General features: G+C 61.0%; 20 protein-coding genes. 16 read left to right on the top strand and 4 right to left on the bottom strand.

All coding sequences use genetic code 11. The features are described 5' to 3' along the window. Positions 1 to 12 precede the first annotated feature (12 nt). The 4 genes from ACP7CJ_RS00820 to ACP7CJ_RS00835 all read left to right on the top strand — a co-directional run bounded on the left by ACP7CJ_RS00820 (position 13) and on the right by ACP7CJ_RS00835 (position 5,197). Positions 13 to 321, top strand: coding sequence for a hypothetical protein (locus ACP7CJ_RS00820; RefSeq protein WP_247408807.1), 309 nt, complete (start codon positions 13 to 15; stop codon positions 319 to 321). A 187-nt stretch (positions 322 to 508) separates the two neighbouring features. Further along, positions 509 to 1,483: a CobW family GTP-binding protein gene (locus ACP7CJ_RS00825; RefSeq protein WP_426099647.1), complete on the top strand. Its 975-nt coding sequence runs from the start codon at positions 509 to 511 to the stop codon at positions 1,481 to 1,483. Next, positions 1,480 to 2,652, top strand: coding sequence for an ABC transporter substrate-binding protein (locus tag ACP7CJ_RS00830; protein WP_276196652.1), 1,173 nt, complete (start codon positions 1,480 to 1,482; stop codon positions 2,650 to 2,652). The genes ACP7CJ_RS00825 and ACP7CJ_RS00830 overlap by 4 nt, the downstream gene beginning before the upstream one ends. A gap of 208 nt (positions 2,653 to 2,860) precedes the next feature. Continuing rightward, complete coding sequence (locus tag ACP7CJ_RS00835; protein WP_426099733.1) at positions 2,861 to 5,197, top strand: putative bifunctional diguanylate cyclase/phosphodiesterase; 2,337 nt, start codon at positions 2,861 to 2,863, stop codon at positions 5,195 to 5,197. Between the two features lie 66 nt (positions 5,198 to 5,263). On the opposite strand, the gene ACP7CJ_RS00840 is transcribed toward ACP7CJ_RS00835, so the two are convergent. Further along, positions 5,264 to 7,675: a glucose/quinate/shikimate family membrane-bound PQQ-dependent dehydrogenase gene (locus ACP7CJ_RS00840; protein WP_426099646.1), complete on the bottom strand. Its 2,412-nt coding sequence runs from the start codon at positions 7,673 to 7,675 to the stop codon at positions 5,264 to 5,266. Positions 7,676 to 8,530: 855 nt separating this feature from the next. Further along, entirely contained in the window at positions 8,531 to 10,549 is a 2,019-nt protein-coding gene (locus ACP7CJ_RS00845; RefSeq protein ID WP_276196654.1) for a TonB-dependent receptor, read from the bottom strand. Between the two features lie 212 nt (positions 10,550 to 10,761). On the opposite strand from ACP7CJ_RS00845, the gene ACP7CJ_RS00850 reads away from it, so the two are divergent. The 11 genes from ACP7CJ_RS00850 to ACP7CJ_RS00900 all read left to right on the top strand — a co-directional run bounded on the left by ACP7CJ_RS00850 (position 10,762) and on the right by ACP7CJ_RS00900 (position 20,057). Beyond that, positions 10,762 to 10,995: a VF530 family DNA-binding protein gene (locus ACP7CJ_RS00850; RefSeq protein ID WP_010212838.1), complete on the top strand. Its 234-nt coding sequence runs from the start codon at positions 10,762 to 10,764 to the stop codon at positions 10,993 to 10,995. Between the two features lie 4 nt (positions 10,996 to 10,999). Further along, positions 11,000 to 11,623, top strand: a complete 624-nt coding sequence (locus tag ACP7CJ_RS00855) for a Pr6Pr family membrane protein (protein WP_426099645.1) — start codon at positions 11,000 to 11,002, stop codon at positions 11,621 to 11,623. Positions 11,624 to 12,334: 711 nt separating this feature from the next. Next, positions 12,335 to 12,844: a fimbrial protein gene (locus ACP7CJ_RS00860; RefSeq protein WP_276196656.1), complete on the top strand. Its 510-nt coding sequence runs from the start codon at positions 12,335 to 12,337 to the stop codon at positions 12,842 to 12,844. A gap of 49 nt (positions 12,845 to 12,893) precedes the next feature. Next, positions 12,894 to 13,454 (top strand): fimbrial protein, encoded by a 561-nt coding sequence (locus tag ACP7CJ_RS00865; RefSeq protein ID WP_276196657.1) that lies wholly within the window; start codon positions 12,894 to 12,896, stop codon positions 13,452 to 13,454. A 19-nt stretch (positions 13,455 to 13,473) separates the two neighbouring features. Beyond that, positions 13,474 to 16,077, top strand: a complete 2,604-nt coding sequence (locus ACP7CJ_RS00870; protein ID WP_276196658.1) for an outer membrane usher protein — start codon at positions 13,474 to 13,476, stop codon at positions 16,075 to 16,077. Then, entirely contained in the window at positions 16,074 to 16,835 is a 762-nt protein-coding gene (locus ACP7CJ_RS00875; RefSeq protein WP_276196659.1) for a fimbria/pilus periplasmic chaperone, read from the top strand. The genes ACP7CJ_RS00870 and ACP7CJ_RS00875 overlap by 4 nt, the downstream gene beginning before the upstream one ends. 21 nt (positions 16,836 to 16,856) lie before the next feature. After that, positions 16,857 to 17,429 carry a fimbrial protein gene (locus ACP7CJ_RS00880; protein ID WP_276196660.1) on the top strand — a complete coding sequence of 191 codons (573 nt, stop codon included), beginning with the start codon at positions 16,857 to 16,859 and terminating at the stop codon, positions 17,427 to 17,429. A gap of 10 nt (positions 17,430 to 17,439) precedes the next feature. After that, the gene (locus tag ACP7CJ_RS00885) at positions 17,440 to 17,934 is read left to right on the top strand and encodes a fimbrial protein (protein WP_276196661.1); all 495 of its coding nucleotides are present in this window, start codon (positions 17,440 to 17,442) and stop codon (positions 17,932 to 17,934) included. Positions 17,935 to 17,947: 13 nt separating this feature from the next. Then, complete coding sequence (locus ACP7CJ_RS00890; RefSeq protein ID WP_276196662.1) at positions 17,948 to 18,427, top strand: fimbrial protein; 480 nt, start codon at positions 17,948 to 17,950, stop codon at positions 18,425 to 18,427. A gap of 11 nt (positions 18,428 to 18,438) precedes the next feature. Continuing rightward, positions 18,439 to 18,987, top strand: coding sequence for a fimbrial protein (locus ACP7CJ_RS00895; protein ID WP_276196663.1), 549 nt, complete (start codon positions 18,439 to 18,441; stop codon positions 18,985 to 18,987). 98 nt (positions 18,988 to 19,085) lie between these two features. Continuing rightward, entirely contained in the window at positions 19,086 to 20,057 is a 972-nt protein-coding gene (locus ACP7CJ_RS00900) for a fimbrial protein (protein WP_426099644.1), read from the top strand. Positions 20,058 to 20,071: 14 nt separating this feature from the next. Here the strand turns inward: ACP7CJ_RS00900 and ACP7CJ_RS00905 are convergent, their stop codons facing one another. Together ACP7CJ_RS00905 and ACP7CJ_RS00910 are read right to left on the bottom strand one after the other, a co-directional pair. Further along, positions 20,072 to 20,839 (bottom strand): siderophore-interacting protein, encoded by a 768-nt coding sequence (locus tag ACP7CJ_RS00905; RefSeq protein ID WP_276196665.1) that lies wholly within the window; start codon positions 20,837 to 20,839, stop codon positions 20,072 to 20,074. Next, complete coding sequence (locus ACP7CJ_RS00910) at positions 20,836 to 21,399, bottom strand: PadR family transcriptional regulator (protein WP_426099643.1); 564 nt, start codon at positions 21,397 to 21,399, stop codon at positions 20,836 to 20,838. Before ACP7CJ_RS00910 ends, ACP7CJ_RS00905 begins: the two co-directional genes overlap by 4 nt. Before the next feature lie 163 nt (positions 21,400 to 21,562). On the opposite strand from ACP7CJ_RS00910, the gene ACP7CJ_RS00915 reads away from it, so the two are divergent. Continuing rightward, positions 21,563 to 23,767, top strand: a complete 2,205-nt coding sequence (locus ACP7CJ_RS00915; protein ID WP_426099642.1) for a dermonecrotic toxin domain-containing protein — start codon at positions 21,563 to 21,565, stop codon at positions 23,765 to 23,767. Positions 23,768 to 23,842: the final 75 nt, after the last annotated feature.

Raw genomic sequence — 23,842 nt, forward strand, 5'->3', positions numbered from 1 at the left:
CGGGGTGTAGCGATGTGCGGACTCTGCGGGCTGCTCGGCGAAGACCTGCACTGGAGCGACCCGCTGGGCGATGAGTTGCCCAGGCGCCGCGAACGCCTGCGCCGGATCGCCGCGATCAACCAGGTGTTGGCGGTGTTCCGGCTCAAGGTCGAAGACTTCCAGGGCGCCTCGTACCTGCTGCTGGGCGCCACCGGCAAACAGGCGTTGGCCAGCGGCCTGGATCAACTCTGGCAAGCGGCCGAAACCCTGCTCGGGCGGCCACTGGACCCGCTTGATCCGCAACTGCTGAACCACTTGGAAAACACACCATGCTTTCCGTAGGCACGCCCCATTGTGGCGAGGGAGCTTGCTCCCGCTGGAGTGCAAAGCGCTCCCAGCGCGGTGTCCGAAGAGGATCTGGCACACCTCGGTCGCTTGGTTTTGGGCCCGCTTCGCAGCCCAGCGAGAGCAAGCTCCCTCGCCACACTCAACGCGTTCCGGCCGACGGCGGTGGGTATGAGGTGGAACGATGAGCATCGCTCTGAATGTGATCACCGGCTTTCTCGGCGCTGGCAAAACCAGCTTGCTCACGCGCCTGCTGCAAGGCGAAAGCCTTGGCGATACGGCGCTGCTGATCAATGAATTCGGCGACATCGGCATCGACCATCTGCTGGTGGAAGAAGTGGCGCCGGACACCGTGCTGCTGCCCAGCGGCTGCGTCTGCTGCTCGATTCGCGGTGAACTCAAAGACGCACTGCTCGGCCTCTTGCAACGCCGCGAGCGCGGTGAAATCCCGGCCTTCAAGCGGGTGATCCTGGAAACCACCGGCCTGGCCGACCCGGCGCCGATCCTTGCGACCCTCAACAACGACGTGCAACTGCGCGGGCGTTTTCATATCGGCCTGGTCATCACCCTGGTCGACGCCAGCCACGCCGCCCTGCAGGAACGCCTGCACCCGGAATGGCTGGCCCAGGTGGCGGCGGCGGATCGCTTGCTGCTGAGCAAGACCGACCGGGTGGACGACTGCGAGCCGCTGCGTTTGCACCTACAGGCGCTGAACCCGGGCACGCCGATCCTGGATACCCACGACATCCACAGCGGCGATCAACTGTTGCTTGGCGAAGGCTTGCGCAGCGCCGAACCGGCGGTCGAAGTCAGCCGCTGGCAACTGCACCGGACCACCACGGCCAGCCATGGCGCCGCGCAAGTCTGCTGCCTGACCTTCGACCAGCCGCTCGATTGGGTCGGTTTCGGAGTGTGGTTATCGATGCTGTTAAGATGCCATGGCGAACGAATCCTTCGCGTCAAAGGACTGCTCAACGTGAACGCAAGCTCGGCCCCCATCGTCATTCATGGCGTGCAGCACTGCCTGCATGCGCCAGTCCACCTGCCGGCGTGGCCGGGCACCGACCGGCAATCGCGCCTGGTGTTTATCCTGCGCGGCCTCGATCCCACGCAGTTGCGCCGCTCGTTTGAAGCGTTTTCACGGCGGTTCGCGGCATGATCACCTTAAGAGTCCTTGGCACTTCGGTGACCTTGCTCGAATGCTTGCGCGTGCGGGCCGAGCAGGAACTGGGCATTCGCCTGGTGTACCAGGTGCATGACGTCGAACAGGCCCAGCGCATCGCGGTGATGCAGCCCGACAGCTACGACCTGTACGACCAGTGGTTCCACAACGTCGACTTCGTGTGGCCCGCCCGCGCAATCCAGCCCATCGACACGCGGCGCATCGCCTTGTGGCACGAGATCAACGACCTGCCCAAGCGCGGTCGCCTGTCGCCCAGCGACTGCCTGGGCAGTGGCAGCGTGCCCAGTGAACGGCTGTTTGTGCAGCACGATGGCAGCCTCGGCAGCACCGTCACCGAACGCATCAGCATGTTGCCGCTGACCCACAACGCCGACAGCTTCGCCTACCGCCCCGAGCGCTTGCCCGAGGCCTTCAGCCGCAGCAATGAAAGCTGGGGCTGGTTGCTCGACCCGCAGTTGCGTGCGCGCACCGCCCTGCAAAGTGACGCCGCCATCGGCGCCCTGGATGCCGCGCTGGCGGTGCAGGGCGCTGGGCTCGCGACGTTCAAGGACATCGGCAATATGAGCATCGAAGAGATCGATGTGCTCGCCGATATCCTGGTGCGCAAGCAGAAAGAAGGGCACTTCGCGGCCTTCTGGTCCGACGATGAAGAAGCCGCGCAATTGATGCTCAGCCCGAGCATCGATATCCAGAGCCTGTGGTCGCCGACCCTGATGCGCCTGCACCGTGCGGGGGGGAAGTACCGCCTGGCAGTGCCGCGCGAAGGTTATCGCGCCTGGTTCGGTGGCCTGTCATTGTCGCGCCATGCCCAGGGCCCAGTGCTCGACGCGGCCTATGCGTACCTCAATTGGTGGCTGTCCGGCTGGCCGGGGGCAGTGATGGCCCGCCAGGGTTACTACATCGGCAACCCTGCACGCAGCCGCGATCACTTGACCAGCGCCGAATGGGACTACTGGTACGCCGGTAAACCCGCGCGGGAAGAATTACCGGGCAGCGATGGCCTGCCGCTGATCGATATCGGCGAAGTGCGCGACGGCGGGTCCTATGAACAGCGCATGGGGCATATCGCGGTGTGGAATTCGGTGATGGATGAACACAACTACCTGGTGCGGCGCTGGGGGGATTTCATGCGCGCGCGAGGGTGATGCCGGCCAACCGCCTGTCGCCAATAATATGACGCGAAATATCCCGATTTTATTGTGTGCGCTTGCCTGAACTCCCAGCTAATCTGCTCAAACCCAACATCTTCTAAAAATAGATGTTTTTTTGACGCAGAGCCGGTCGTCGCAAGGAAGGCACATGACAAAGGGACGCAATGGCATCGAGAGGCGCACGCTTGCGCGGGGCGCGGCCATGCCGTGGCGTCACACGTTTCAGACCCGTATTGCCGGGGTGCTGGCCCTGTTGTTGTTGCTGGTGGTTGCCGGCACCTACTTCGCGGTCAAGGCTACCACCAGCCGCGCCGTGGAGAACCAGGCGCGGGTCCAGTTGAAAACCGGCACCCAAGTGTTCGAGCGCCTGCTGGACTTGCGCGGGCGCCGCTTGCAATACGGGCTCGACTGGCTCACCGCTGACGGCCCGTTCAAACACGCTGTGCTCGCAGGCAAGGCCGCGCCGATCCTGGCCGCTCTGCGGCAACACGGGACCGGCATTCGTGCCAGCGAAGTGTTTGTGCTGGGGCTCGATGGCAAGGTGATGGTCAGTACCTTGCCTATGCTCTCCAGCGGTCAACCGTTTCCTTACGACGCAGCACTGCGCCAGGCACGCCGCAGTGGCCTGCAAATGCTGATCGTGGCGATGGACGGGCGCCCCTATTTGCTGGTGCAAGACGAAGTGCTCGACCCGCTGCCCGTCGCCCGCGTCGTCATGGGCTTTCCCATGGACACGCTGTTCGCCAATGAACTGCGCTCCATGAGCAACCTCGACGTGTCGTTCCTCAGTGTGCAAGGCACACGCCCCGGCGCACTGCTCAGCACTCAGCCCGATGGCTACCAGGCCACCCTGCTCAGCCTGCTGCGTGACCCACACCCCAACCCCGAGGCGCAGATCGATCTGTTCTACGGCGAACGCGTGCTCAGCCATGTGCTGTCACTGGCCAACACCGGCGATGGCGATGAAGTGCGGGTGCTGCTGCAAAGCCCGCTGGACCATGCTCTGGAAGCCTTTGCGCCGCTGGGCCGGCAATTTCTCGGGATTGCCTTGGCGGTGCTGCTGATGTCGCTGGCCGGCGCGTTGTTTCTGGCGCGGCGGGTGTCGCGCCCGCTCAATGCGTTGGTGGAGGCCGCCGAACGCATCGGCGCCGGTGACTACCGCACGCCGGTGCGGGTGCGCGGCAACGATGAATTCGGCCTGCTGGCCCGCGCCTTCAACGCCATGCAAAGCGGGATTGCCGTGCGCGAACGGCAACTGGCCCATAACGCCCTGCATGACCCGCTCACCGGTCTGCCCAATCGGGCCCTGGCCATGGAGCGCCTGGGCAGTGCGATCAGTGCGCAGCGCCCGGTGGTGTTGCTGTACCTGGGGATTGAAAACTACCGGTTGATCAATGAAGGCTTCGGCCCGCAAGGCGTCGAGCAAATGCTCCGCGAAGCCAGCCGCTGTTTGTCCATGAGCCTGCTGGCCAGCGACACGGCGGCGCGCATCACCGGCAGCGAGTTTCTGGTGCTGCTGGAAAACACCCAGATCGACCGCGCCGTGGCCCGTGCCGACCGTCTCTATGCGCTGATCACCGAACCCCAGCGCATCGGCAACGACGAACTGCGCCATGAAGTGAGCATCGGCATCGCCGCGTACCCCACCGACGGCCAGCAGGTCGACGAACTGATCAGCCGCGCCGCCATTGCCCGCCATGATGCGGCGGCCTTGCCCGGCTATCTGCAGATCTACCGGCAGGACCGCGACCTGGCGCACCAGCGCCAAATCACGCTGATCCGCGACCTGCGCCGCGCCGCCCTCGAAGGTGAGTTATTCCTGTGCTATCAGCCCAAGCTCGACCTCAAGCACGGCCATGTGCGCCAGGCCGAGGCTTTGCTGCGCTGGCAGCACCCGACCCTGGGCCTGGTGTCGCCTGTCGAATTCATCCCCCTGGCCGAACGCACCGGCAGCATAGGCAGCCTGACGTTGTGGGTGATCGAAGAAGCCATCCGCCAGATCGCCGAGTGGGCGCGCAGTGGTCTGCATATCCAACTGTCGGTGAATATTTCGGTGGACGACTTGGCCGATGACGACCTGGCGATTCGCGTCACTGCCTTGCTGCTGCAATACGGCGTACTGGCCCAGCAATTGATTTTTGAGATCACCGAAAGCGCGATCATGCACAACCCGCAACAGGCGCTCCGCGTGCTGGAACAACTGCGCGGCTGCGGCATCAGCCTGTCGGTGGATGACTTCGGCACCGGCTATTCGTCGCTGGCGCAATTGCAGCGCCTGCCGGTGCAGGAACTGAAGATCGACCAGTCCTTTGTGCGCAACCTCGACAGCACCAGCGGCGACGGCGTGATCGTGCGCTCCACCATCGAAATGAGCCACAACCTGGGGCTCAAGGTGGTGGCCGAGGGGGTTGAGTTCGAGCCCAGCCTGGCGCTGCTCAAACAGTGGAATTGCGACACCGCCCAGGGTTACTTGATCAGCCGGCCGTTGACCGCGATGGCGTTCGAGCGGTGGATGCGGCGCGAACACGTTCTGCTGTGAAAAAAACGCAGTAAAAAAGGCGGCTACCCGCAAGGGAAGCCGCCTTTGTTGTGCTGCCGGTAACGCTTAATCCGGCAGTTTGAACGCCATCACATAGTCACCCTGCTTGGTGCCCAGGGAACCGTGACCGCCGGCCATGACCAGCACGTACTGCTTGCCGTCCTTGCCGGTGTAGGTCATCGGTGTGGTTTGCGCACCGGCTGGCAGGCGACCTTCCCACAGTTGCTTGCCGTTTTTCACGTCATAGGCACGCAGGTACTGGTCGAGGGTGCCGCTCAGGAAGGACACGCCACCGGCGGTGGTGAAGGTGCCGCCCAGGCTAGGCACGCCCATGGTCAGCGGGACCGGAACCGGCGAGCTGTCGCGCACGGTGCCGTTCTTGTGCATCCAGATGGTTTTGTGGGTGGTCAGGTCGACCGCCGCCACATAACCCCACGCTGGCGCCTGGCACGGCAGGCCCATCGGCGACAGCATCGCTTCGAGGATCACGCCGTAGGGCGCGCCTTTGTTTGGCTGCACGCCTTCGGTTTCGCTGACGCGTGGGCCCTGCTTGGCGATGTCGGCGGCCGGGATCAGTTTCGATTTGAACGCCATGTAGCTCGGGTTCACGAAGGCGATCTGGCGCACGGGGTCGACGGAAATGCCGCCCCAGTCGAACACGCCGAAGTTACCCGGGTAGACGATCGAACCTTGCAGCGATGGTGGAGTGAAAGCACCGTCGTAGCGCATGGATTTGAAATCGATGCGGCACAGCATCTGGTCGAACGGGGTCACGCCCCACATGTCACGCTCTTTGAGCGGCGGTGGCATGAAGTTCAGGTCAGACTTCGGTTGCGTCGGCGAGGTGTGATCGCCCGCGACGGCGCCTTGCGGTACGGCCACTTCGTGGATCGGCACCACTGGCTGGCCCGTGGCGCGGTCCAGCACGTAGATGCTGCCTTGTTTGGTCGACGCCATCACCGCTTGCTTCACGCCGGCGTCGGTCTTGATGTCGATCAGCGACGGCTGGCCGCCCACGTCCATGTCCCACAGGTCATGGTGGGTGAACTGGAAGGTCCACTTCACGTGGCCGCTGTCGATGTCCAGGGCGGTCAGGCCGGCGCTGTATTTTTCCGAGTCTTCGGTACGGTCGCCGCCGTATTGGTCGGGCATCTGGTTGCCCATCGGCAGGTAAAGCATGCCGAGTTTTTCATCCACGGCGAACATGGACCACATGTTCGGCGAGTTGCGGGTGTAGATCTTGCCCTCGGCCAACGGGGTGGTGTCGTCCGGGTTGCCGCTGTCCCAGTTCCACACCAGCTTGCCGGTGTGTACGTCGAACGCACGGATCACGCCGCTGGGCTCGTCGGTGGAGACGTTATCGGTGACGTGACCGCCGATCACTACCAGGTTTTTGGTCACGGCCGGTGGCGAGGTGGAGTAGTAACCGCCTGGGGCGAAGCTGCCGATATTGGCACGCAGGTCGACCTGGCCTTTGTCGCCGAAGTCTTCGCACATCTTGCCGGTGTCGGCGTTCAGGGCGATCAGGCGGGTGTCGGCGGTCGGTACGAAGATGCGTTTCGGGCAGGCGTTCGGCGCGGCAGCCGGGCTGGCGCTGCCGGTTGGGCTCTGCTCGGAGGCATAGGCGGCGTCATCGTGATAGGACACGCCACGGCAGGTCATGTGCGCCCAACCCTTGAAGCTCTCGGCGCCTTGGGTGGTGATCTTCGGATCGAAACGCCAGATTTCCTTGCCGGTATCCGGGTCGAGGGCAATCACCTGGCTGTGCGGCGTACACACGTAGAGCATGCCGTTGACTTTCAGCGGGGTGTTTTCCGCGGTGGTTTCACCGGGGTCGCCTGCGCCAGGAATGTCGCCGGTACGGAAGGTCCAGGCTGGCACCAGCTTGTGGGCGTTTTCCGGGGTGATCTGTGCCAGGGGCGAGTAGCGATCGCCGTAGGCCGAACGGCCGTAGGCGTTCCAGTCGCCATCGGCTTGGGTTGGCGCAGCGCTGGCCATGCCTGGCACCGCGTCGCGGTCCAGTTGGCCTTTGATTTCACCAGGGTGGGTGAATTGGCTGGCCACGGCAGCAGCGCCGGCCAGGACCACGGCCACGCTTAGCGCGCCGGTGCCCAGCGGTGCTGGTTGGCCACGCAGCAACGGGCGGCGAAACCATGGGAGCAGCATGATGATGCCCAGGGCGAACAGCAGCGCCAGGCGCGGCACCAACTGCCACCAGTCCAGGCCGACTTCCCACAGTGCCCACACGGTGCTGGCGAACAGCACCAGTGCGTACAGGCCCAGCGCGGCGCGGCGGGTGGCCAGCAGCAGAAGGCCGGTCAGGGTGATGCCGATACCGGCTAGCAGGTAGTACAGCGACCCGCCGAGTAGGCTCAGTTTGATACCACCGGCCAGCAGGGCGAGGCCCATGATCAGCAGCAAGACGCCTAGCAGCCTGGGCAGCAGGCGGCTTGGGCTTGAGGCACCATCAGTGCTCATAGTGTGTTTCTCCGTGACGTTGGAATTATGTATCCCCGTGTTGCTTCACTGTAGATGACGATTTGGCACGGGCTTGGTTCAGCGTTAATTGGTTTTTCTGGGGATAGCGGGGGTTATCCACAGGCGGGCGATTTATCCCCAGGCGCGCAAGGGTGTGAGACAGCGCTGTCTTTATGGCGAGGGTTAATCGGCAAGATGGGGTCGACCGAGGGTGAATCGTTTCAGGTTATTGCCGCCAAGGATAATGCGCTGGGGCGTTGAGAGAAAGCGAAAATCGTAAGATGCATTATTTCGGATTTGGTAACAGTGACGGATTGTCGCTGTTAAACGGGGGGAGTTTGCTGGTGTGGCGGCCTTGTAGTCAGCCCGGGGAGTGGGGTGTATATCCGTTTCTTTGGTAACGGCGGCTTATGGTTCCGCCCTTACGGCGGGTCACTTTTGAAAAGCGCAAAAGTAACCCAAACGCTCTTGCCCCACCACTCGGCACCTCGCTTAGGCTCGGTGTGGCCGAACGCAGGCTTGAATCCGTGGGCCGCCGTCATGGGCCATCCTTGGCCCAGGACGGCTAACCCGGCGTCCTGCCGGGTTACCCACGGATTCAAGCCTGCGTTCGGCCAGCGTGGTTTAACGGGGCGCCTAAGATCAAAAGCCAAAGCCAAAGGCAAAGCGAGGCGGCCTTATAGCCGACCTGATCCTGGAAGCCGAATCCGGTCAAAAATGTGGGAGGGGCGGTGCGACGATTCGACTTGCCCCCGATAGCGGTGGATCAGTCATGCATGTATTGGCTGACACACTGCTATCGGGGGCAAGCCCCCTCCCACATTTGGATCTCCATAGCGGCGTTTTTTTGGGTGGTTAGAAGGTGGTGCGTAGGCCAAATTGCACGCTTCTGCCTTCTGCCGGGGCGATGTCGCGCAGGATCGAGCTGGCGTAACGCACGGTCTGGTTGGTCAGGTTTTCGCCGTTGACGAAGGCCAGCCACTGGCTGCCGCCGACGTTGAAGCGATAGCCGGCGCTGGCGCCTAACGTGGTGTAGCCGTCGGTGCCGCTTTCGTTGGTCGGCACGCGGCCTTGTCCAGCGGCGTGTTCGATGTCGATGCGTGCTTGCCAGCGGTCCAGTTCCCACAGCAAGCCGCTGTTCAGGCGCAGGGGCGCAATGCGTGGCAGGGCTTCGCCGGTGTCGAGGTTGGTGGCGCGGGTGTAGTCGCCCGACAGTTCCAGCGCGAATTTGCCGTAGGCGCTTTCGCCGAGTTTCCAGTGATCCTGGGCTTCAAAGCCGGCGAAACGGGCGCGTACTCCCGAGTATTTGTATTCAGGGATGCCGGCTGCGTCTTCTTCACCTTCGTCGTTCAATGTGCGACCTGTGCCCAGTAGGCCGATGTAGTTGGAGAAGCGGCTGTAGAACACGCCGAAGCTGCCTTTGTGCGTGCCGTTGTCAAAGCGCAGGGCCAGGTCGCTGGACACGGCTTTTTCTTTTTTCAGGTTGGCGTCGCCCAATTCGTAGGTGCCGGTGGCGACGTGGGCGCCGTTGGCGTACAGCTCGTAGAAGGTCGGCGCGCGTTCGGTGTAGCCCAGGGTTGCGGCCAGGGACCAGATTGGCGTGAGGGTGTAGACCGCGCCGGACGATAGGCTGCCGGCGGTGAAGTCGTTGGTTTTGTTGGCATTGGCGAAACGTGCGTTGCCTTTGCCGTCCGGGTCGACGCTGGTGTGCTCCAGGCGCCCGCCGAGGCTGAGTTTCAGGCGCTCGGTGGCCTGCATTTCTTCGAGGATAAACAGCGCGCCGGCGTTGGTGTCGGTCTGGGGCACGAAGGCTTCTGCGCCGAGGGCCGAGAACTCGTTGCGGGTCACTTGTGCGCCGATCACGCCGTCGAACGGGCCGAGCGGCTGGTGGCGCGCTTCAACCCGTGCTTCGTAGCCCTTGTTTTTGAAGATCGTGCCGGTTTCGCCGCCTTCGATTTCGCGGTGTTCGTAGTCGGTGTAGCCAGCGTCGAGTTTCACCGAGGTGAACGGGCCTTGCAGGTTGCGGATCTCGGAGGCAAACGCGTAGTGGTCCTGCTTCATGCGGATGCGCACCGCCTGCTCGGCGGGTGAGCCGTAGTTGCTGTCGTAGGTGCTGTAGGACAGCCCGGCATAACCGTCGTCCCAGGTGTAGGAACCGCCCAGCGCTCCGCCGTCCTGGCGCCCGTCGCTGTTGCCCAGGCGGCCGTTTTTGCCGGGGCCGTCTTCGGCCTCCGGGGCGTGGCGGCTGCGGGCCTGGCCCGGGATTTTCAGGTCATTGAATTGCCGCGCATTGGCGTCCAGGTGCAGGGCGAAGGTGCCGTTGCCGGCTTCGAGCTTGCCGGCGCTGCTGCGCGTGGTGTCGGCGCCGCCGTAGCGTAATTCAGCGGCGCCGTGGATGCCTTCGATGGCTTCAGTGGGGATGCGGTTGTCGAAGGTGTTGACCACGCCGCCGATGGCGCTGCCGCCGTACAACAGGGCTGCCGGGCCACGCACGATTTCGATGCGGTCGACGTTGACCGGGTCCAGCGGCACGGCGTGGTCGTAGGACAGCGACGAGGCATCCAGCGCGCCCACGCCGTTGCGCAGGACGCGAATGCGGTCGCCATCCTGGCCGCGAATGATCGGTCGGCTGGCGCCCGGGCCGAAGTAGGACGACGACACGCCCGGCTGCTTGTTCAGGGTTTCGCCGAGGCTGCCTTTTTGTTGCAGGGTCAGGTCGTCGCCTTCCAGCACGGTGGTCGGTGAAGCCAGTTGCTCGCTGCCCAACGGGTTGGCGGTGATGACTTGGGGTGGCAGTTCCAGCGCGTGGGCTTCGGAGCAGATCAGCAGGGCGGCGGCGAGGGGGGACAAGCGCCAGGCAGAGGAGAGGGACATCGGACATTCCTTGGCAAAACGACAAAAAAGAGAAGGCGGCAGACGTGATCGAACGGGTTGTTTTTGCTTGTTGTCGTTATAATATAACATCTCTTTTTGCCCTGAAAAGAGCAACTTTTCCCCAGGGGCTATATTCAATGCGGTGCTTCCACCTGTTCGCCCCGTCGGCTAAGGTGCGCGGCTGTATTTCCTCTTTTTGCGATAGGCCTGGCATGACCGCGACAAGCAACGACCCGCTTCACGGCGTGACTCTGCAACACGTCCTCACTACCCTGGTGGAACACTACGAATGGAGCGGTCTGGCCGAGCGCATCGATGTTCGCTGCTTCAAGAGCGACCCGAGCATCAAGTCGAGCCTGACGTTCCTGCGCAAAACCCCGTGGGCGCGGGAGAAAGTCGAAGGGCTGTACGTGAAACTGATGCGCACCAAACGCCCGCTGGACTGAACCCATGAAGCGCTGTGTAGCGGCGGCCGCCCTGGCCGGTTGGGTGGGGTTGGCGGTTCAGCAATACCTGATTTTCTATTCGCGCTGGTCGACGGGCGCCAGTCTGTTGGGCGGGCTGATCAACTTCTTCAGCTTCTTCACGGTGCTGACCAACACCCTGGTGGTGGTGGTGCTGAGCTACGCCGTGGTTCATCGTGATTCAGCGGCGAAGCGGTTTTTCCTGGCGCCCAGGGTCAGCAGCGCGATTGCCGTCAGCATTGTGCTGGTGAGCCTGGCCTATAACCTGTTGCTGCGGCATTTGTGGCAGCCCGAGGGGTTCCAGTTCATCGCCGACGAATTGCTGCACGACGTGATGCCGCTGCTGTTTGTCGTCTACTGGTGGCGCTGCGTGCCCAAGGGCGCCTTGCGGTTCAAACATATTGGCCTGTGGGTGCTGTACCCGCTGGTGTACTTCGCCTATGTGCTGCTGCGCGGGGATATGCTCGGGCAGTACCAGTACCCGTTCATCGACGTCGGCACCCTCGGTTATCCACAGGTGTTTATGAATGCCGGGGGGATTTTGACCGGGTTTGTGCTGATTGCGCTGGCGGTTGTGGGTTTTGACAAATTGCTCAAGCGGGCACCGTAAAAAAGCGCGGGCTTGCCCGCGATGACCATGCGTATCTACACAATTTTATTGGTCGTTCGACGGACCTGTGGCGAGGGAGCTTGCTCCCGTGGCGGCCTGTGAGCCGACCCTTTGCTCGGGTTGGAATGAGTACATATCCATTATTCAGGTAACGGCCGCTATGGGTTCCGCCCTTACGGCGGCTCACTTTTGAAAAGCGCAAAAGTAAGCACGAAATCGATATCTAACTCGCCGAGGGACAGACGGCTTCCTCTCCGCGCTCATTACTTAATTAGTTAGTGGGTCTGACCCAGTAGATGCTGTTATTTTTTTGTGTCTGTAATCCAGTTCTTACATACCCGTTCGTAGTTAATAGATTCTCATTAACTTGCATGTAGTCTGTTTCTTACGGCTGTTTTTAAAGTTTTGGCAAATTGCCATAATTTTCCTATGTGTCTGGGTGTAACAAAGCTACGCAAATTTGCGAAGCGGACGGCTTACTTCTTCATGGCGGCAGGGGAAACTTGCCCGGCTTCGAACGTGATCCTGATTTGCAATACAAATAGTTGGAAAAGCCGTTTTGCGCGCAATCGCGTGATCCAAACTTTTGCCGAGATGGAATCAGGAACTACACCCTGTTCGTTGCTTGCTTAATAAGTCCTGCTGCACTGCTGCGGCAGGCTTTCTTAATGAGGTTTATTAATGTGTGAGTATTGGCAAATGAAAAGCAAAATGAAAACTGCACTGTTGGCTGTCGGGCTGTTGATGGGTTCGGCGTCCGTTGTAAATGCGGCGGATGGAACGGTTACGTTTATCGGGTCGGTCCACTCGGGTGCTTGCTCTATTAAGCCTGACTCCGTCGATCAGACCGTTAACTTGGGGGCGATTGCAAAGCATCAGTTGCAAAGCGGAGGCAAGTCTGAAGCCCGGCGTGTACTTATCGAACTTGAAGGCTGCGATTTGACGGGCCTCACAGATAAAACCGTGACGACCACCTTCACCGCGGCGCCCTCAAGCGCTGTGCCTGGCGCGATCGGCACTGTCGGCGGCGCGGGTGGCGTCGGCATCATGATGACGCATGGCAGCAAACTCGTTGAGTTGGGTGTCCCTACGACCCCGCAGGCCATTGTCGTCGGTGATAACACCCTGGAGTTCGGTGCCTATGTACAAGGCGCCGCTACGGACCCGATCGTCCCGGGTAGTTTCAGCGCGGTAACCAATTTCACCTTGGCTTATCAGTAAGTTCTTCCCCCGCCACTTAGGGTGGCGGGGACGCTGGTGGGAGAAATCGGTGAAAACATTCATACGCGTTGCTATCACCTCGTCATTGGCGATGTTCATCAACCCTTGCGTTTTCGCGCAAACGCCGGCGCAAGGCGATGGGGTCGTCACGTTGGGAGGAGAGGTCATTGACTCCGCTTGCGGGCTGGAATTGGCCAGTGCCGATCAATCCATCGAGATGGCTCCCGAACCAATAGGTCGACTCTTGCGCAATACGAGGGGAGAACCACACCCCTTCCAGTTGCGTCTGGTCAATTGCTCATTGAGTCGCCCTGACCCGTTGCGCCCAGGCGTAAGTCTGCCTGATTGGCAGCATCTGCAAGTGACGTTTGACGGTCCTCGCGATAGAGAAGGTCGCTCCTTTGCTGCCTTCGGCAATTCAGAGGGGGTCGCTCTTCATATTTGGGATGCGGCCGGTCAAGAGAGTGTTCCGGGTGAGCCGATGGCGCTGCTTCCGTTGGCTGAAGGTGACATGACACTTCACTACACGCTTCGCCTGGTTGGCAACGGACTGCCGCTGGTACCTGGCGCTCACCTTGCCGCAGTGCGGTTCAAGTTGGAATACTTTTGAACAGTGATGGGTTGCTTTCATGTTGAATGCGTCGAAGATCAAAAATACGCTCCGCCCAAGCCTGTTTGGCGGGTTGATGGCAGTGGTGGGAACTGCATTGAGTGCAGGGGATATCGAGTTTAATACGGATGTTCTTGATCTCGTTGACCGCACCAATATTGACTTGTCTCAGTTTGCACGCAGCGGGTTTATTCTGCCGGGCACCTACTCGATGGTTGTACAGATAAATAGCCAGCCCATTTCTGAGCAATCGGTGGCGTTCTATCCCCCGGATAATGATCCCAAAGGTAGTCAGGCCTGTATATCGCACGGTCTTGTGGAACAGTTGGGCCTGAAGGCGTCCGGCGCTGCCAAGCTCACCTGGTGGAAAGGCGGGGAGTGCCTGGATATACAAGGTTTACCGGGTATGGAAGTCAGTGGAGATTTGGCCACCTCCACGCTGAATATCAACCTCCCCCAAGCCTATCTTGAATACAGTGCCATCAACTGGGACCCGCCCTCCCGCTGGGACGAGGGCGTGTCGGGGTTGCTGATTGACTACAACGTGACGGCGCTCTCCAGCCACCAAAAGAATGACAGTGTCCGCAATAACTTCAGTGGTAACGGAACCGTCGGGGCCAATGCCGGGGCGTGGCGCTTGCGGGCAGACTGGCAGGGGCGTGTCGACAGAGATCGTGAAGAGGCGTCCAGGCATCCGAAGCTGGAATGGAGTCGCTACTATGCCTATCGCGCAATTCCTGCGCTGAAAGCGCGCCTGGTACTGGGTGAGGACTACCTGTATTCGGACCTGTTTGACAGCTTCCGCTTTACCGGCGCCGCACTCAATTCGGATGAAAGCCAACTGCCACCCAACTTGCGTGGTTACGCACCTGAAATTGTCGGGGTCGCCAAAACCAATGCAAGGGTCATCATCAGCCAGCAGGGGCGTGTGCTGTATGAAACGCTGGTCGCGGCAGGGCCTTTTCGTATTCAGGACCTTCATGACGCCGTGAGCGGCAGGCTCGATGTGCGGGTGGAAGAGCAGGATGGTTCGGTCCACACGTTTCAGATCGATACGGCAGGCGTTCCCTACCTGACGCGGCCGGGACAAGTTCGTTACAAACTGGCGACTGGGCGACCGTCCAATCTTCAGTACGGCGGTGATGGCAACTTTTTTGGTAGTGGCGAGTTCTCGTGGGGCATCAGTAACGGCTGGTCGCTGTATGGCGGCGGTATAACGGATAACAACTACCGAGCGATGTCTGTTGGGGCAGGTCGTGACCTGTTGGCGTTCGGCGCCGTGTCGCTGGATGCTACTCAGTCGCGCGCCAGTGTGTGGAATGAGACGCTCTCGGGGAAATCATACCGTCTTCAATATTCCAAGAAGTTTGAACAGTACGACAGCCAAGTCACCTTTGCCGGTTATCGCTTTTCCGAGAAGAACTATTTGAGCATGAGTGAATACCTCGATGCTCGACATTACGGAAGGAACGGCGAACTCGCCGGGCTCGACAAGGACAGTGAGTTCCACACAAGTTGGAGGCCCATTGGTGGCAGCAAGGCACTTTATACGGCCACGGTGAATAAGCAATTTCGGGATCTGGGTGCGACCGTTTACCTAAGTTACAACAAGCAGACTTATTGGGAACGCTCGGCCACTCAGCGTTGGAATGTGTCGGTGTCACGCTACTTTAATGTTGGAAGCGTCAAGAACATGAGCTTATCGCTGAATATGTACCGCACTCAGGAATATAACTATAAGGATAACGGCATGGCGCTGACGGTCAGCCTGCCGTTGGGGCGCAGCGGTACATTGTCGCTGGACGCCAATCGAGCGGCAGGCAATAACAGTCTTTCGACGCGCTACAGTGATCGCCTCGATGAGCGTAATAGCTACCAGCTCAGTGCCAGCGATAACGCTGCCAGTGGTTATCTGAGTCATGTGGGTGACCAGGTAGACATTGATCTCGCCGCCAGTAAACGCGAAGGCAGCTACACCAGCCTCAGTGTGTCCGCTCGCGGCGGCGGCACGCTCACGCCTTACGGTGCAGCACTCCATCGTACCAACAGTACGGGCGGAACCCGCCTGATGGTCGATACCGCCGGTGTCCCCGATGTGCCTGTGCGGGGTTATGGCGCACCGACCCGCAGCAACGCCTTCGGCAAAGCGGTCATTTCCGATATCGGCAGCTATCAGCGCACGGCGGCCAGTGTCGATCTGGAGAGTTTGCCGAGCAATGTCGAAGCCACTCAATCCGTCACGCAACTGACGCTCACCGAGGGGGCGATCGGTTATCGGTTCCTGGACGTGATTTCCGGCGAAAAAGCCATGGCGGTTCTTCGCCTGCCGGATGGCAGTTCGCCGCCCTTCGGCGCGACGGTGAAGAACGTCAAACAGCAGGACACCGGGATTGTGAATGACGGCGGCAATGTCTACCTGAGTGGTATTCAGGCCGGCGAAGAGATGATCGTCAGTTGGGGAGGGGCCGAGCGATGCATCCTCACGCTCCCAGGCGTTTTGCCCGCGAATGGCTTGACCGATGCCCTGCAACTGGGCTGCCGGAGGGTAGCCACTGATCAATCCTTGTCCGAGCCAGCGACGCTGACCGGCAAGCCTATCGATACGGAGAACACATCCTCATGATGCTCAATACACGCCTCACACTCCAGGCCTTCACGCTGCTGGCCCTGGGCTTGAGTCAGAGTGCCAACGCGGCGGTTGGCCTGGATCGTACCCGAGTGATTTTTGATGGCGGCAAAGATGCCACCAGCGTGAACATCACCAATAACAATACCCAGTTACCGTATTTGGCCCAGGGCTGGATCGAGGATGAAGAGGGCAAAAAAATCACCTCGCCCTTGATCGTGCTACCGCCGGTTCAACGCTTGGAGCCAGGGAAGCAAAGCCAGGTGAAAGTCCAGGCGTTGCCGGCGGCCAAATCGTTACCGCAGGATCGAGAGACGGTCTACTACTTCAACTTGAGGGAAATTCCGCCGCGCAGCGATAAGGCCAACACCCTGCAAATTGCGCTGCAGACCCGGATTAAATTGTTCTACCGACCGCAAGCCATTGCGCCAAGCCAGCAGGATCTATCCAACCCTTGGCAGGAAAAGCTAACCCTGACTCGCGAAGGCGAGCGGTATCGGGTGAATAACCCTACGCCTTACTACGTGACCCTGGTGGATGCGCGCAGCACCAAGGACGGTAAAACCGTGCCCGGTTTCGAACCCCTGATGGTCCCGCCCAAAGGTACGCTGACCTTGGGGCCAACGGCCACGGCACTCGGCACCACGCCGTATTTGGCCTACGTGAATGATTACGGCGGACGTCCGCTACTGGCCTTCACCTGCGGTGGCAACACTTGCAACGTCAACTTGCAAGTATCAACGGCTAATGAGTAGCGCCTGCTGCTGGAGAACATCATGAAGTCGCACCATGTGAAGGTCTTGGGCGGCCTGTTACTGGCCTTTGCGGGGGGCGCGCATGCCGAGGATGTCGAGGGCATGAATGGGCTGCTGAACATTTCCGGAACCATGCATGAAACCCCCTGCAGCCTGGAGATGGCATCACTCCATCAAACGATTGAGCTGGGCGCCGTGTCGACCAGCCAGTTGCAACGTCCCGGCGATCAGGCAAAACCCGTGGCATTTCAGCTGCGGTTTACCGATTGCCACCGCACGGCAGGCAGCATCCGCAGTGAACGTACCGGGAACCTGACATGGAGTGCCTTTCAACCCGTACTGTCGGTGGCGTTTTCCGCGCCTGCCGATGCCGATGATCCGCGGCTGGTCAAAGTGCAAGGCGTCACCGGGATGGGCCTGCATTTGACCGATGCACTGGGGCGGGATGTGCAGTTGGGTTCAAGGGGCGAACCTTTGTTTTTGCCCCTGGGCGGCAATATCCAGACCTGGAATGTTCAACCCACGCGCACCTCTGCGGCGTTGACCAGTGGCGCATTTCGGGCCGTGGTGGATTTCAGGCTCAATTATGAGTAGGGGCAGAACGATGGCAACCTCAACCGGTCTGCGGGCCATTCTTATCGGTGGCGGCCTGCTGTGGGCTGTCGGCCAAGGCGTGCACGCTGAAACCAGCCTGACCATCCGCGCGGTCATCATTGCGCCGCCGCCGTGTGTGATTAACAGCGGCAGCACGCTCGATGTGCCTTTTGGCAATGACCTGCTGACGTCACGGGTTGACGGGGTCAATTATCGTCGAGACGTGCCTTACACCGTCACGTGTGACTCCCCCTTCAGCAACGCGTTGACCCTGGAACTCAAGGGCTCGGGGGCTGCGTTTGATAATGGCGTACTCGTGACCCGCAAACCGGATCTTGGGGTAAAGCTGTTCGTGAATGGGGCTGATTGGCCGCTGAATACGGCAGTGAATTTTACTTATCCGAACTTTCCGGTGGTGCAGGCGGTGCCGGTCAAACGGGCAGGTAGCAAGCTGACGGGAGGCGCATTTGATGCGACCGCCACCCTTGTGGTCGATTACCAATGAAGAGGAACGATCAATGACATTTTGGCAGCCGCGAGCGTTGCTCGTCTGCTGGTCCATCGGCCTTTGCAGTGGTGCTTCGGCCAACGTGACCTTTAGCGGAACACTGAATGAGCCTCCCCCTTGCACGATTGATGGCGGCAACACGATTGAAGTCGATTTTGGGGATGTCGGCGTAAAGCGCGTCGACGGTGTGAAATACCGCAAGGGGCTCGGTTACACCATCAGCTGTAGCCCCGCCACGCTCCCATGGGAACTGAAACTGAGCGTCAACGGCACCCCCACGACTTTTGACGGCTCAGCGGTGCAGACCAATGTGCCTGACCTGGGCATTCGGATTTTTCAGAATAACGTGCCGTTTCCACTCAATACGCCACTGGACATAAGCCTGTCGTCACCGCCGACATTGGAAGTGGTTCCGGTCAAACCGCTGGGTGCAGTGCTGACCCCGGCAAGGTTTACGGCGGTGGCCACGCTATTGGCCGAATACGAGTAGGAGTTGAGCCCATGCAACATGAAATGCTTCATAAAGGTTGGCCATGTGCCGGGCTGGCAGTGCTGTTCATCTTCGGCCTGATGCCCGAGGGGCATGCGGCGGACAACCTGAGTTTCAAGGGCAACCTGGTTGAAGAGGCCTGCACGATCCGCCCTGGCGACGAGGCAATCACGCTGGAACTCTGGGACGTTACCAGCAAGCACCTCTATATCAACACGCGCTCACAGGGGAAGGGTTTCAAACTGCACCTGGAGGACTGCGACACCACGATTGGCAACACGGTCACCGTCACGTTCGGCGGTAGGGAAAACATGGCACTCCCCGGATTGCTCGCGCTCGATGGTGGAAGCGGTGCCTCAGGTATCGCGGTCGGTTTGGAGACGCCGAGCAATAAGCCATTGCCGCTGAATACCGTCAGCGATGAACAGGTGTTGAGTAACGGCAGCAATGTCATTGAACTCAAGGCCTATGTGCAGGGTGAGCCGGATGCGATCAGGGATCAAACCATCGGGCACGGTCTGTTCACGGTGACCTCGACGTTCACGCTGGACTATCCGTAACCGCCTCAGACAAACCTCAACGCTCCCCAGGGCGGCTTTAAAGCGCGGGCTGAATGTTCGCTGGGCAATGCTTGGGTAGAGCAGCAAGAGAGATCAACATGAAACAACTATATGGTGCGATGGCGCTGTTCGTCCTGATTGGTTTCAGTACGACCGTGAGCGCAGCGACATGCCGTGTGAATGGCGGACCGTGGGAACCGATATTCGGGGACCTACCCCTACAGGTTCCCGTTACCGTTACCGTTACCTTGGCCGCAGATCGTACACGGATCATGTTGGAAGGCGCGCGACTTGAATGTGGGTTTTCCAGAGGGGCGCAGAGCCCGTCTTCCCGGCAGGACTACTGGTCAACGGGTAGCGCGGCGGGGACCCCCTGGGTGCCGGGTATCAAATTCAGCCAAGAAGGCGCTGGTTTACGAATGAATGGAGCGTACCGAAATATTCCTATCCCGAATGGAATACGGGTCGCCACGCTGCCTGACGACGAGAGAGGTTACCCGATCGATGTCACGCCCTATATTCTGGTGCGCAACAACCCGTCTAATCCGATCGATATTCGAATAGGCGATACGCTCGGGATCCTGCGTCTCGCCGCCACGAACAACTACAACGCAAGTACGGCGCGGATCTCAGTTACCTACACCGCCGCCAACAACTTCACCATCACCCCGTCAACCTGCACGATCAACAATAACAACCCGATCGAGATCAACTTCGGCAACGTCCACCAACGTGCAATCGGCGCCGATCCGCTGACAACGTCCATCCGCAGCGACCGCCGGCTCACCTACTCCTGTCCGGACGGCGGGATTACCACACCGATCACGATCTCTTACAAAGGCAATCCGTCGTCGTTTGATACACGCCTGCTCACGATGACCAACCCGGACGTAGGCACGGCCCTCATCCGTGCCGGGGCTGCGGTTCCGGTCAACGGTTCATTCCTGACCCGCATTACCAACAGCGTGGGGGGCGACGATGTGACGTTTTCTCTCGTTCGGCGAGCGGGGTCGCTACCTGCTGCTGGCGCCACCAGCGGCAGCGGGGTACTCGTGATGGGGGTGCCGTGACACTCGCGCCAGGCTCACGCTTCCTCACTGCCCTCGGCGCGCCAGTAACCGACGGCCTTGAGGAACGCTTCATCGACCTTGTGCGTGTCCAGCAGCACTCGGCGCACTTGGCGCGACAGCTTGGTTTCCATCGCCACGAAGGTGTACAGCGCACCGCTCGGCAACGTCAGTGTGCGCACGGTGTCGAGCAGGTCAGCCTGGCCGCGTAGCACCCAGATCACGTCAACCTCGGCCGCGCTTTGCAGCGCCTGTTGCTCGGCGGCATCGGCGATTTCAATCACCGCCAGCACCCTGCGCCCGGCCGGCAGTTCTTCGAGGCGGCGGGCGATGGCGGGCAGGGCGGTTTCGTCGCCGATCAGCAGGTAACTGTCGAAGATATCCGGCACGATCATCGAGCCCCGTGGGCCGCCGATGTACAGGTGCTGGCCGACTTGCGCCTGCTCGGCCCAGGTAGAAGCGGGGCCATCGCCGTGCAGCACGAAGTCGATATCCAACTCGCCAAGGCTCAGGTCGAAACGCCGTGGCGTGTAGTCGCGCATCGCCGGCTGCGGGCCATCGCCCTTGATGTTGAACGTCGGGCTTTGCAGGGCGGCCTGCTCGGCGGCGTTCTGCGCGAACATCAGCTTGATGTGATCGTCACTGCCCAGGCTGACAAACCCCGCCAGCTCAGGCCCGCCGAGGGTGATGCGGCGCATGCGCGGGGTGAGATCGACCACCCGCAGCACGTCGAGGCGACGGCGTTTGATCTCGTGGGTGACGCGATGGATGACGGGCGTATTCATTGGGTTTTCCCCTGGATAGGTTGAACGGCCGGGCCGTCGACGATGGCGTGGGCGGTGCTGTTGAGCAACGCGGCGACGCGCGCGATTTCTTCGGCGCTCCAGCGCCCGTGGTGCAGTTGCAGGGCATGGCGCAGGTTATGCACCGCCTCGTGGATTTCCGGCGGGCGATCATGGCCGCGCAGCGAGCGTTTGCTGACGTCGATGCGCGTGCGCACGCCTTCCAGTGCAATCGCCTGCTCACCTAAAGAAAGACGACCGGCGTCGGTGACGGTGTAGCGCTTTTTTCCACCTTCGGCGTCGCCGCTGATCAATTCGCTTTCTTCAAGAAAGGTCAGGGTGGGGTAGATCACGCCGGGGCTGGGGCTGTAGGCACCGTCGAACAGGCCTTCGATCTGGCGGATCAGGTCGTAGCCGTGGCACGGCTGTTCGGCGATCAGCGCCAGCAACAGCAACTTCAGGTCGCCGGGGGCAAACACGCGTGGGCCGCGACCGCCGCGTTCGCGGCCGGGGCGTTTTTCGAAGCCGTCGCGGCCCTCGCCGTGGGGATGATGCTCGCTCATTTTGGGTCTCTCCGTTTTGGTTAAGATATAACTTAAGATATATCTTAATACTGTTCAAGATCAGTCGACCAACGGTCGCAGCCCGCGCCTACTTAACTACCACCGGCCTGCGCCGGGCGCCCACCATGCTGATGGCTCTTCCCATGCGCATGGAGCCAGTGCGATGAGCACATTGATTTCTTCCCCGTATTCGCCGACATCTCTGGAAATACGGGGCTATCTGCATCAGATCGGTCACCAGTTACTTGAAGCCGATACACCGTTACTGTCCAAACGGCCGCTCCCCGTCGAGTTGCAGCAGCTTGAAAAACTCAACCAGACGCTCAAGGCGCACACGCACGCTCATTTCGATAGCAGTCGTGCGCTGTATGCCGGTGTGGCACAGGCCGACCTGCAGAGTGAAGAGGGCAAACAACTGCTGGCGACGCTCCAACGCGACCTCACGCCGCAGCTGCAGAAACTCGATGAAGTCAGTGTGCTGGGCAGCAAAAGCCTGCGCACCTTCATGGCCAATGACGCTGGCCTGGCCGCGTTGGAACTGGAAGCCAAGCTCAACTTTCAGGGCTATCTGCTGCAGCGTGAGGAGGCGCGACTGGTGCAGAACCTGGGTTTGGGGCCGACCTTTCGACCGGGTATCTATGCGTTGACCTTCAGCTATCAAGCGCAGACGATCGAATTCGCCGGGGCCTTTGTGCTGACCGAAAAGAACACGCCCGTGGTCACCCAACTGACCCCGGCTGACGATGTCGGCTACGTCGTGTTGTTTACCCCGGCCCGTGGCTTCGAGTCGTTCAGCTCGCTGGCCGACATGAACACCCGGCTGCGCGACGCGATGGCGGTCGGCACTTGGCGCAAGGCGTTCATCAGCCTGCTGCCCCAGCAATACCAGGCGCTTTCAGCCATGGGCATCTGGCCCCTGGCGCTGGCGCCGATCGATGGCGAACCGCTGTGCGAACACGCCTACGACGCCAGGCTGGCCAAGCGTGCGCGGGATATCGACTGGGCCTTGAGCCTGGAAAACAACCCCGGCCACAGCGCCCAACAATTGCTTACGGACCTGGACGACGCCATCCGCGCGGCCTTGCCCGATCTCGGCCTGCGCCTGGAATTGCGCGCCCAACGCCTGCTGGACCGCTGCCTTGAATACAGCGCCCCGGCCTGGTATCGCAACGCGCCCAGCCCCCAACGCGAAGCCCTGGCACGCCACCTCAGCGAGTACGACGAGGCTCGGCAAACCCTGCTGAACCTGTTCGGCCATGCCGCCTCGCCGCCGACCCTGGCGCGTTACCAGGTGCTCGAACAACTGGCCAGCGACCTGGAAATCACCGACTTGGACCCCGACCGCTTGCAAGTGCGCACGCGCCGCAGTGTGGCCAGGGTCGGGACCTACGAGCAAACACACAGCCTGACCGAGCTGGCGCTACGGGGCCTGCACAGCGGTGACGAACTGGCCGGGTCGGCGTTTTTGCTCAATACCACCTTCACCTATGCCGACGCGCCGCTGGCCGAGGACTATCAGGAGCTGACCCCCGTCTACCTGGTCGGCCTGCTCAACACCCTCAAACCGCGCGTGGAGTTTGAGACCGTGCGGCGCGAGTACTACGCCAAATCCGAGATCCACGCCGCCCTCGAACAGATGCTCGACCGTCGCATCCATGCCCTGGCCTACACGGCCAAGCTGCAAAACCACATCACCGAGGCAGACTATCAACGGTTTACCCGTCTGCGTCAGGGCGCCAGTGCGCCACTCGGCGCGAGCACCGTTGCGCTCAATGGCTGCGTGCTCAAGGACCTCTGGCTGCTGCGCGAGACCGACGCACAGGGTCGCCTCCAACGCTTGCTGCTGTGTACCCCCGAAGCGCCCCAGGCCCAGCAGTTTCATGGGTTCGACACGGAAATCCTCTGCCAGGCGCATATCCTCGCCTGGTGCGCAGACGCCGCCATGCGCGCTTATCTGCTGGAGCAAGTCGCCCTCACATCCCGTGCGGGCCTGCAAACTTTCATGGCCAGCCTGGGCTTCATCCCGGCGCAACAGGAATATCGCCACGTCACCTTCAGCGAGGCGAGCAGCCACGCCGATTGCCTCAAAGCCTTGCGTGCCCGCTTGCTGGACATTCAGACCGACGATTACCACCGGGGCACCCCGACCTGGTACCGCGCGGCCACCGAGGCGCAACGTCGCCAATTGACCCAACTGGCGGAAAATGCCGAAGGCGCCGCGCACACCTATGCGCAGCACCCGTTATCCGACGCGCGCTTTGTCACCTTCGAACGCTTCGTGCATGCCCAGGCCAAAGCACAGCTCAACGCTCTGCTCGGCCGCCAGCGGCAAAACGACGTCGACCCCGATACCGTGTGGGTGCATTAGCCCAAAGACTTCCCCGCCTTAACGCGCCCCGCGTCCGTCACCTATACCCGGCTGTATCGCGAGGGTTTTGAAGAC

It is taken from the genome of Pseudomonas sp. PSPC3-2 (assembly GCF_049897085.1).
Taxonomy (GTDB): domain Bacteria; phylum Pseudomonadota; class Gammaproteobacteria; order Pseudomonadales; family Pseudomonadaceae; genus Aquipseudomonas; species Aquipseudomonas paraveronii.

What these genes read in the sequence shown, in the direction of transcription:
- ACP7CJ_RS00855 (WP_426099645.1), top strand. Translation starts at nt 11,000, where the DNA reads ATGAAGCGCTGTGTAGCGGCGGCCGCCCTGGCCGGTTGGGTGGGGTTG.
- ACP7CJ_RS00835 (WP_426099733.1), top strand. Translation starts at nt 2,861, where the DNA reads ATGCCGTGGCGTCACACGTTTCAGACCCGTATTGCCGGGGTGCTGGCC.
- ACP7CJ_RS00820 (WP_247408807.1), top strand. Translation starts at nt 13, where the DNA reads ATGTGCGGACTCTGCGGGCTGCTCGGCGAAGACCTGCACTGGAGCGAC.
- ACP7CJ_RS00845 (WP_276196654.1), bottom strand. Translation starts at nt 10,549, where the DNA reads ATGTCCCTCTCCTCTGCCTGGCGCTTGTCCCCCCTCGCCGCCGCCCTG.
- ACP7CJ_RS00850 (WP_010212838.1), top strand. Translation starts at nt 10,762, where the DNA reads ATGACCGCGACAAGCAACGACCCGCTTCACGGCGTGACTCTGCAACAC.
- ACP7CJ_RS00905 (WP_276196665.1), bottom strand. Translation starts at nt 20,839, where the DNA reads ATGAATACGCCCGTCATCCATCGCGTCACCCACGAGATCAAACGCCGT.
- ACP7CJ_RS00890 (WP_276196662.1), top strand. Translation starts at nt 17,948, where the DNA reads ATGACATTTTGGCAGCCGCGAGCGTTGCTCGTCTGCTGGTCCATCGGC.
- ACP7CJ_RS00830 (WP_276196652.1), top strand. Translation starts at nt 1,480, where the DNA reads ATGATCACCTTAAGAGTCCTTGGCACTTCGGTGACCTTGCTCGAATGC.
- ACP7CJ_RS00860 (WP_276196656.1), top strand. Translation starts at nt 12,335, where the DNA reads ATGAAAACTGCACTGTTGGCTGTCGGGCTGTTGATGGGTTCGGCGTCC.
- ACP7CJ_RS00885 (WP_276196661.1), top strand. Translation starts at nt 17,440, where the DNA reads ATGGCAACCTCAACCGGTCTGCGGGCCATTCTTATCGGTGGCGGCCTG.
- ACP7CJ_RS00895 (WP_276196663.1), top strand. Translation starts at nt 18,439, where the DNA reads ATGCAACATGAAATGCTTCATAAAGGTTGGCCATGTGCCGGGCTGGCA.
- ACP7CJ_RS00880 (WP_276196660.1), top strand. Translation starts at nt 16,857, where the DNA reads ATGAAGTCGCACCATGTGAAGGTCTTGGGCGGCCTGTTACTGGCCTTT.
- ACP7CJ_RS00915 (WP_426099642.1), top strand. Translation starts at nt 21,563, where the DNA reads ATGAGCACATTGATTTCTTCCCCGTATTCGCCGACATCTCTGGAAATA.
- ACP7CJ_RS00870 (WP_276196658.1), top strand. Translation starts at nt 13,474, where the DNA reads ATGTTGAATGCGTCGAAGATCAAAAATACGCTCCGCCCAAGCCTGTTT.
- ACP7CJ_RS00825 (WP_426099647.1), top strand. Translation starts at nt 509, where the DNA reads ATGAGCATCGCTCTGAATGTGATCACCGGCTTTCTCGGCGCTGGCAAA.
- ACP7CJ_RS00875 (WP_276196659.1), top strand. Translation starts at nt 16,074, where the DNA reads ATGATGCTCAATACACGCCTCACACTCCAGGCCTTCACGCTGCTGGCC.
- ACP7CJ_RS00910 (WP_426099643.1), bottom strand. Translation starts at nt 21,399, where the DNA reads ATGAGCGAGCATCATCCCCACGGCGAGGGCCGCGACGGCTTCGAAAAA.
- ACP7CJ_RS00900 (WP_426099644.1), top strand. Translation starts at nt 19,086, where the DNA reads ATGAAACAACTATATGGTGCGATGGCGCTGTTCGTCCTGATTGGTTTC.
- ACP7CJ_RS00840 (WP_426099646.1), bottom strand. Translation starts at nt 7,675, where the DNA reads ATGAGCACTGATGGTGCCTCAAGCCCAAGCCGCCTGCTGCCCAGGCTG.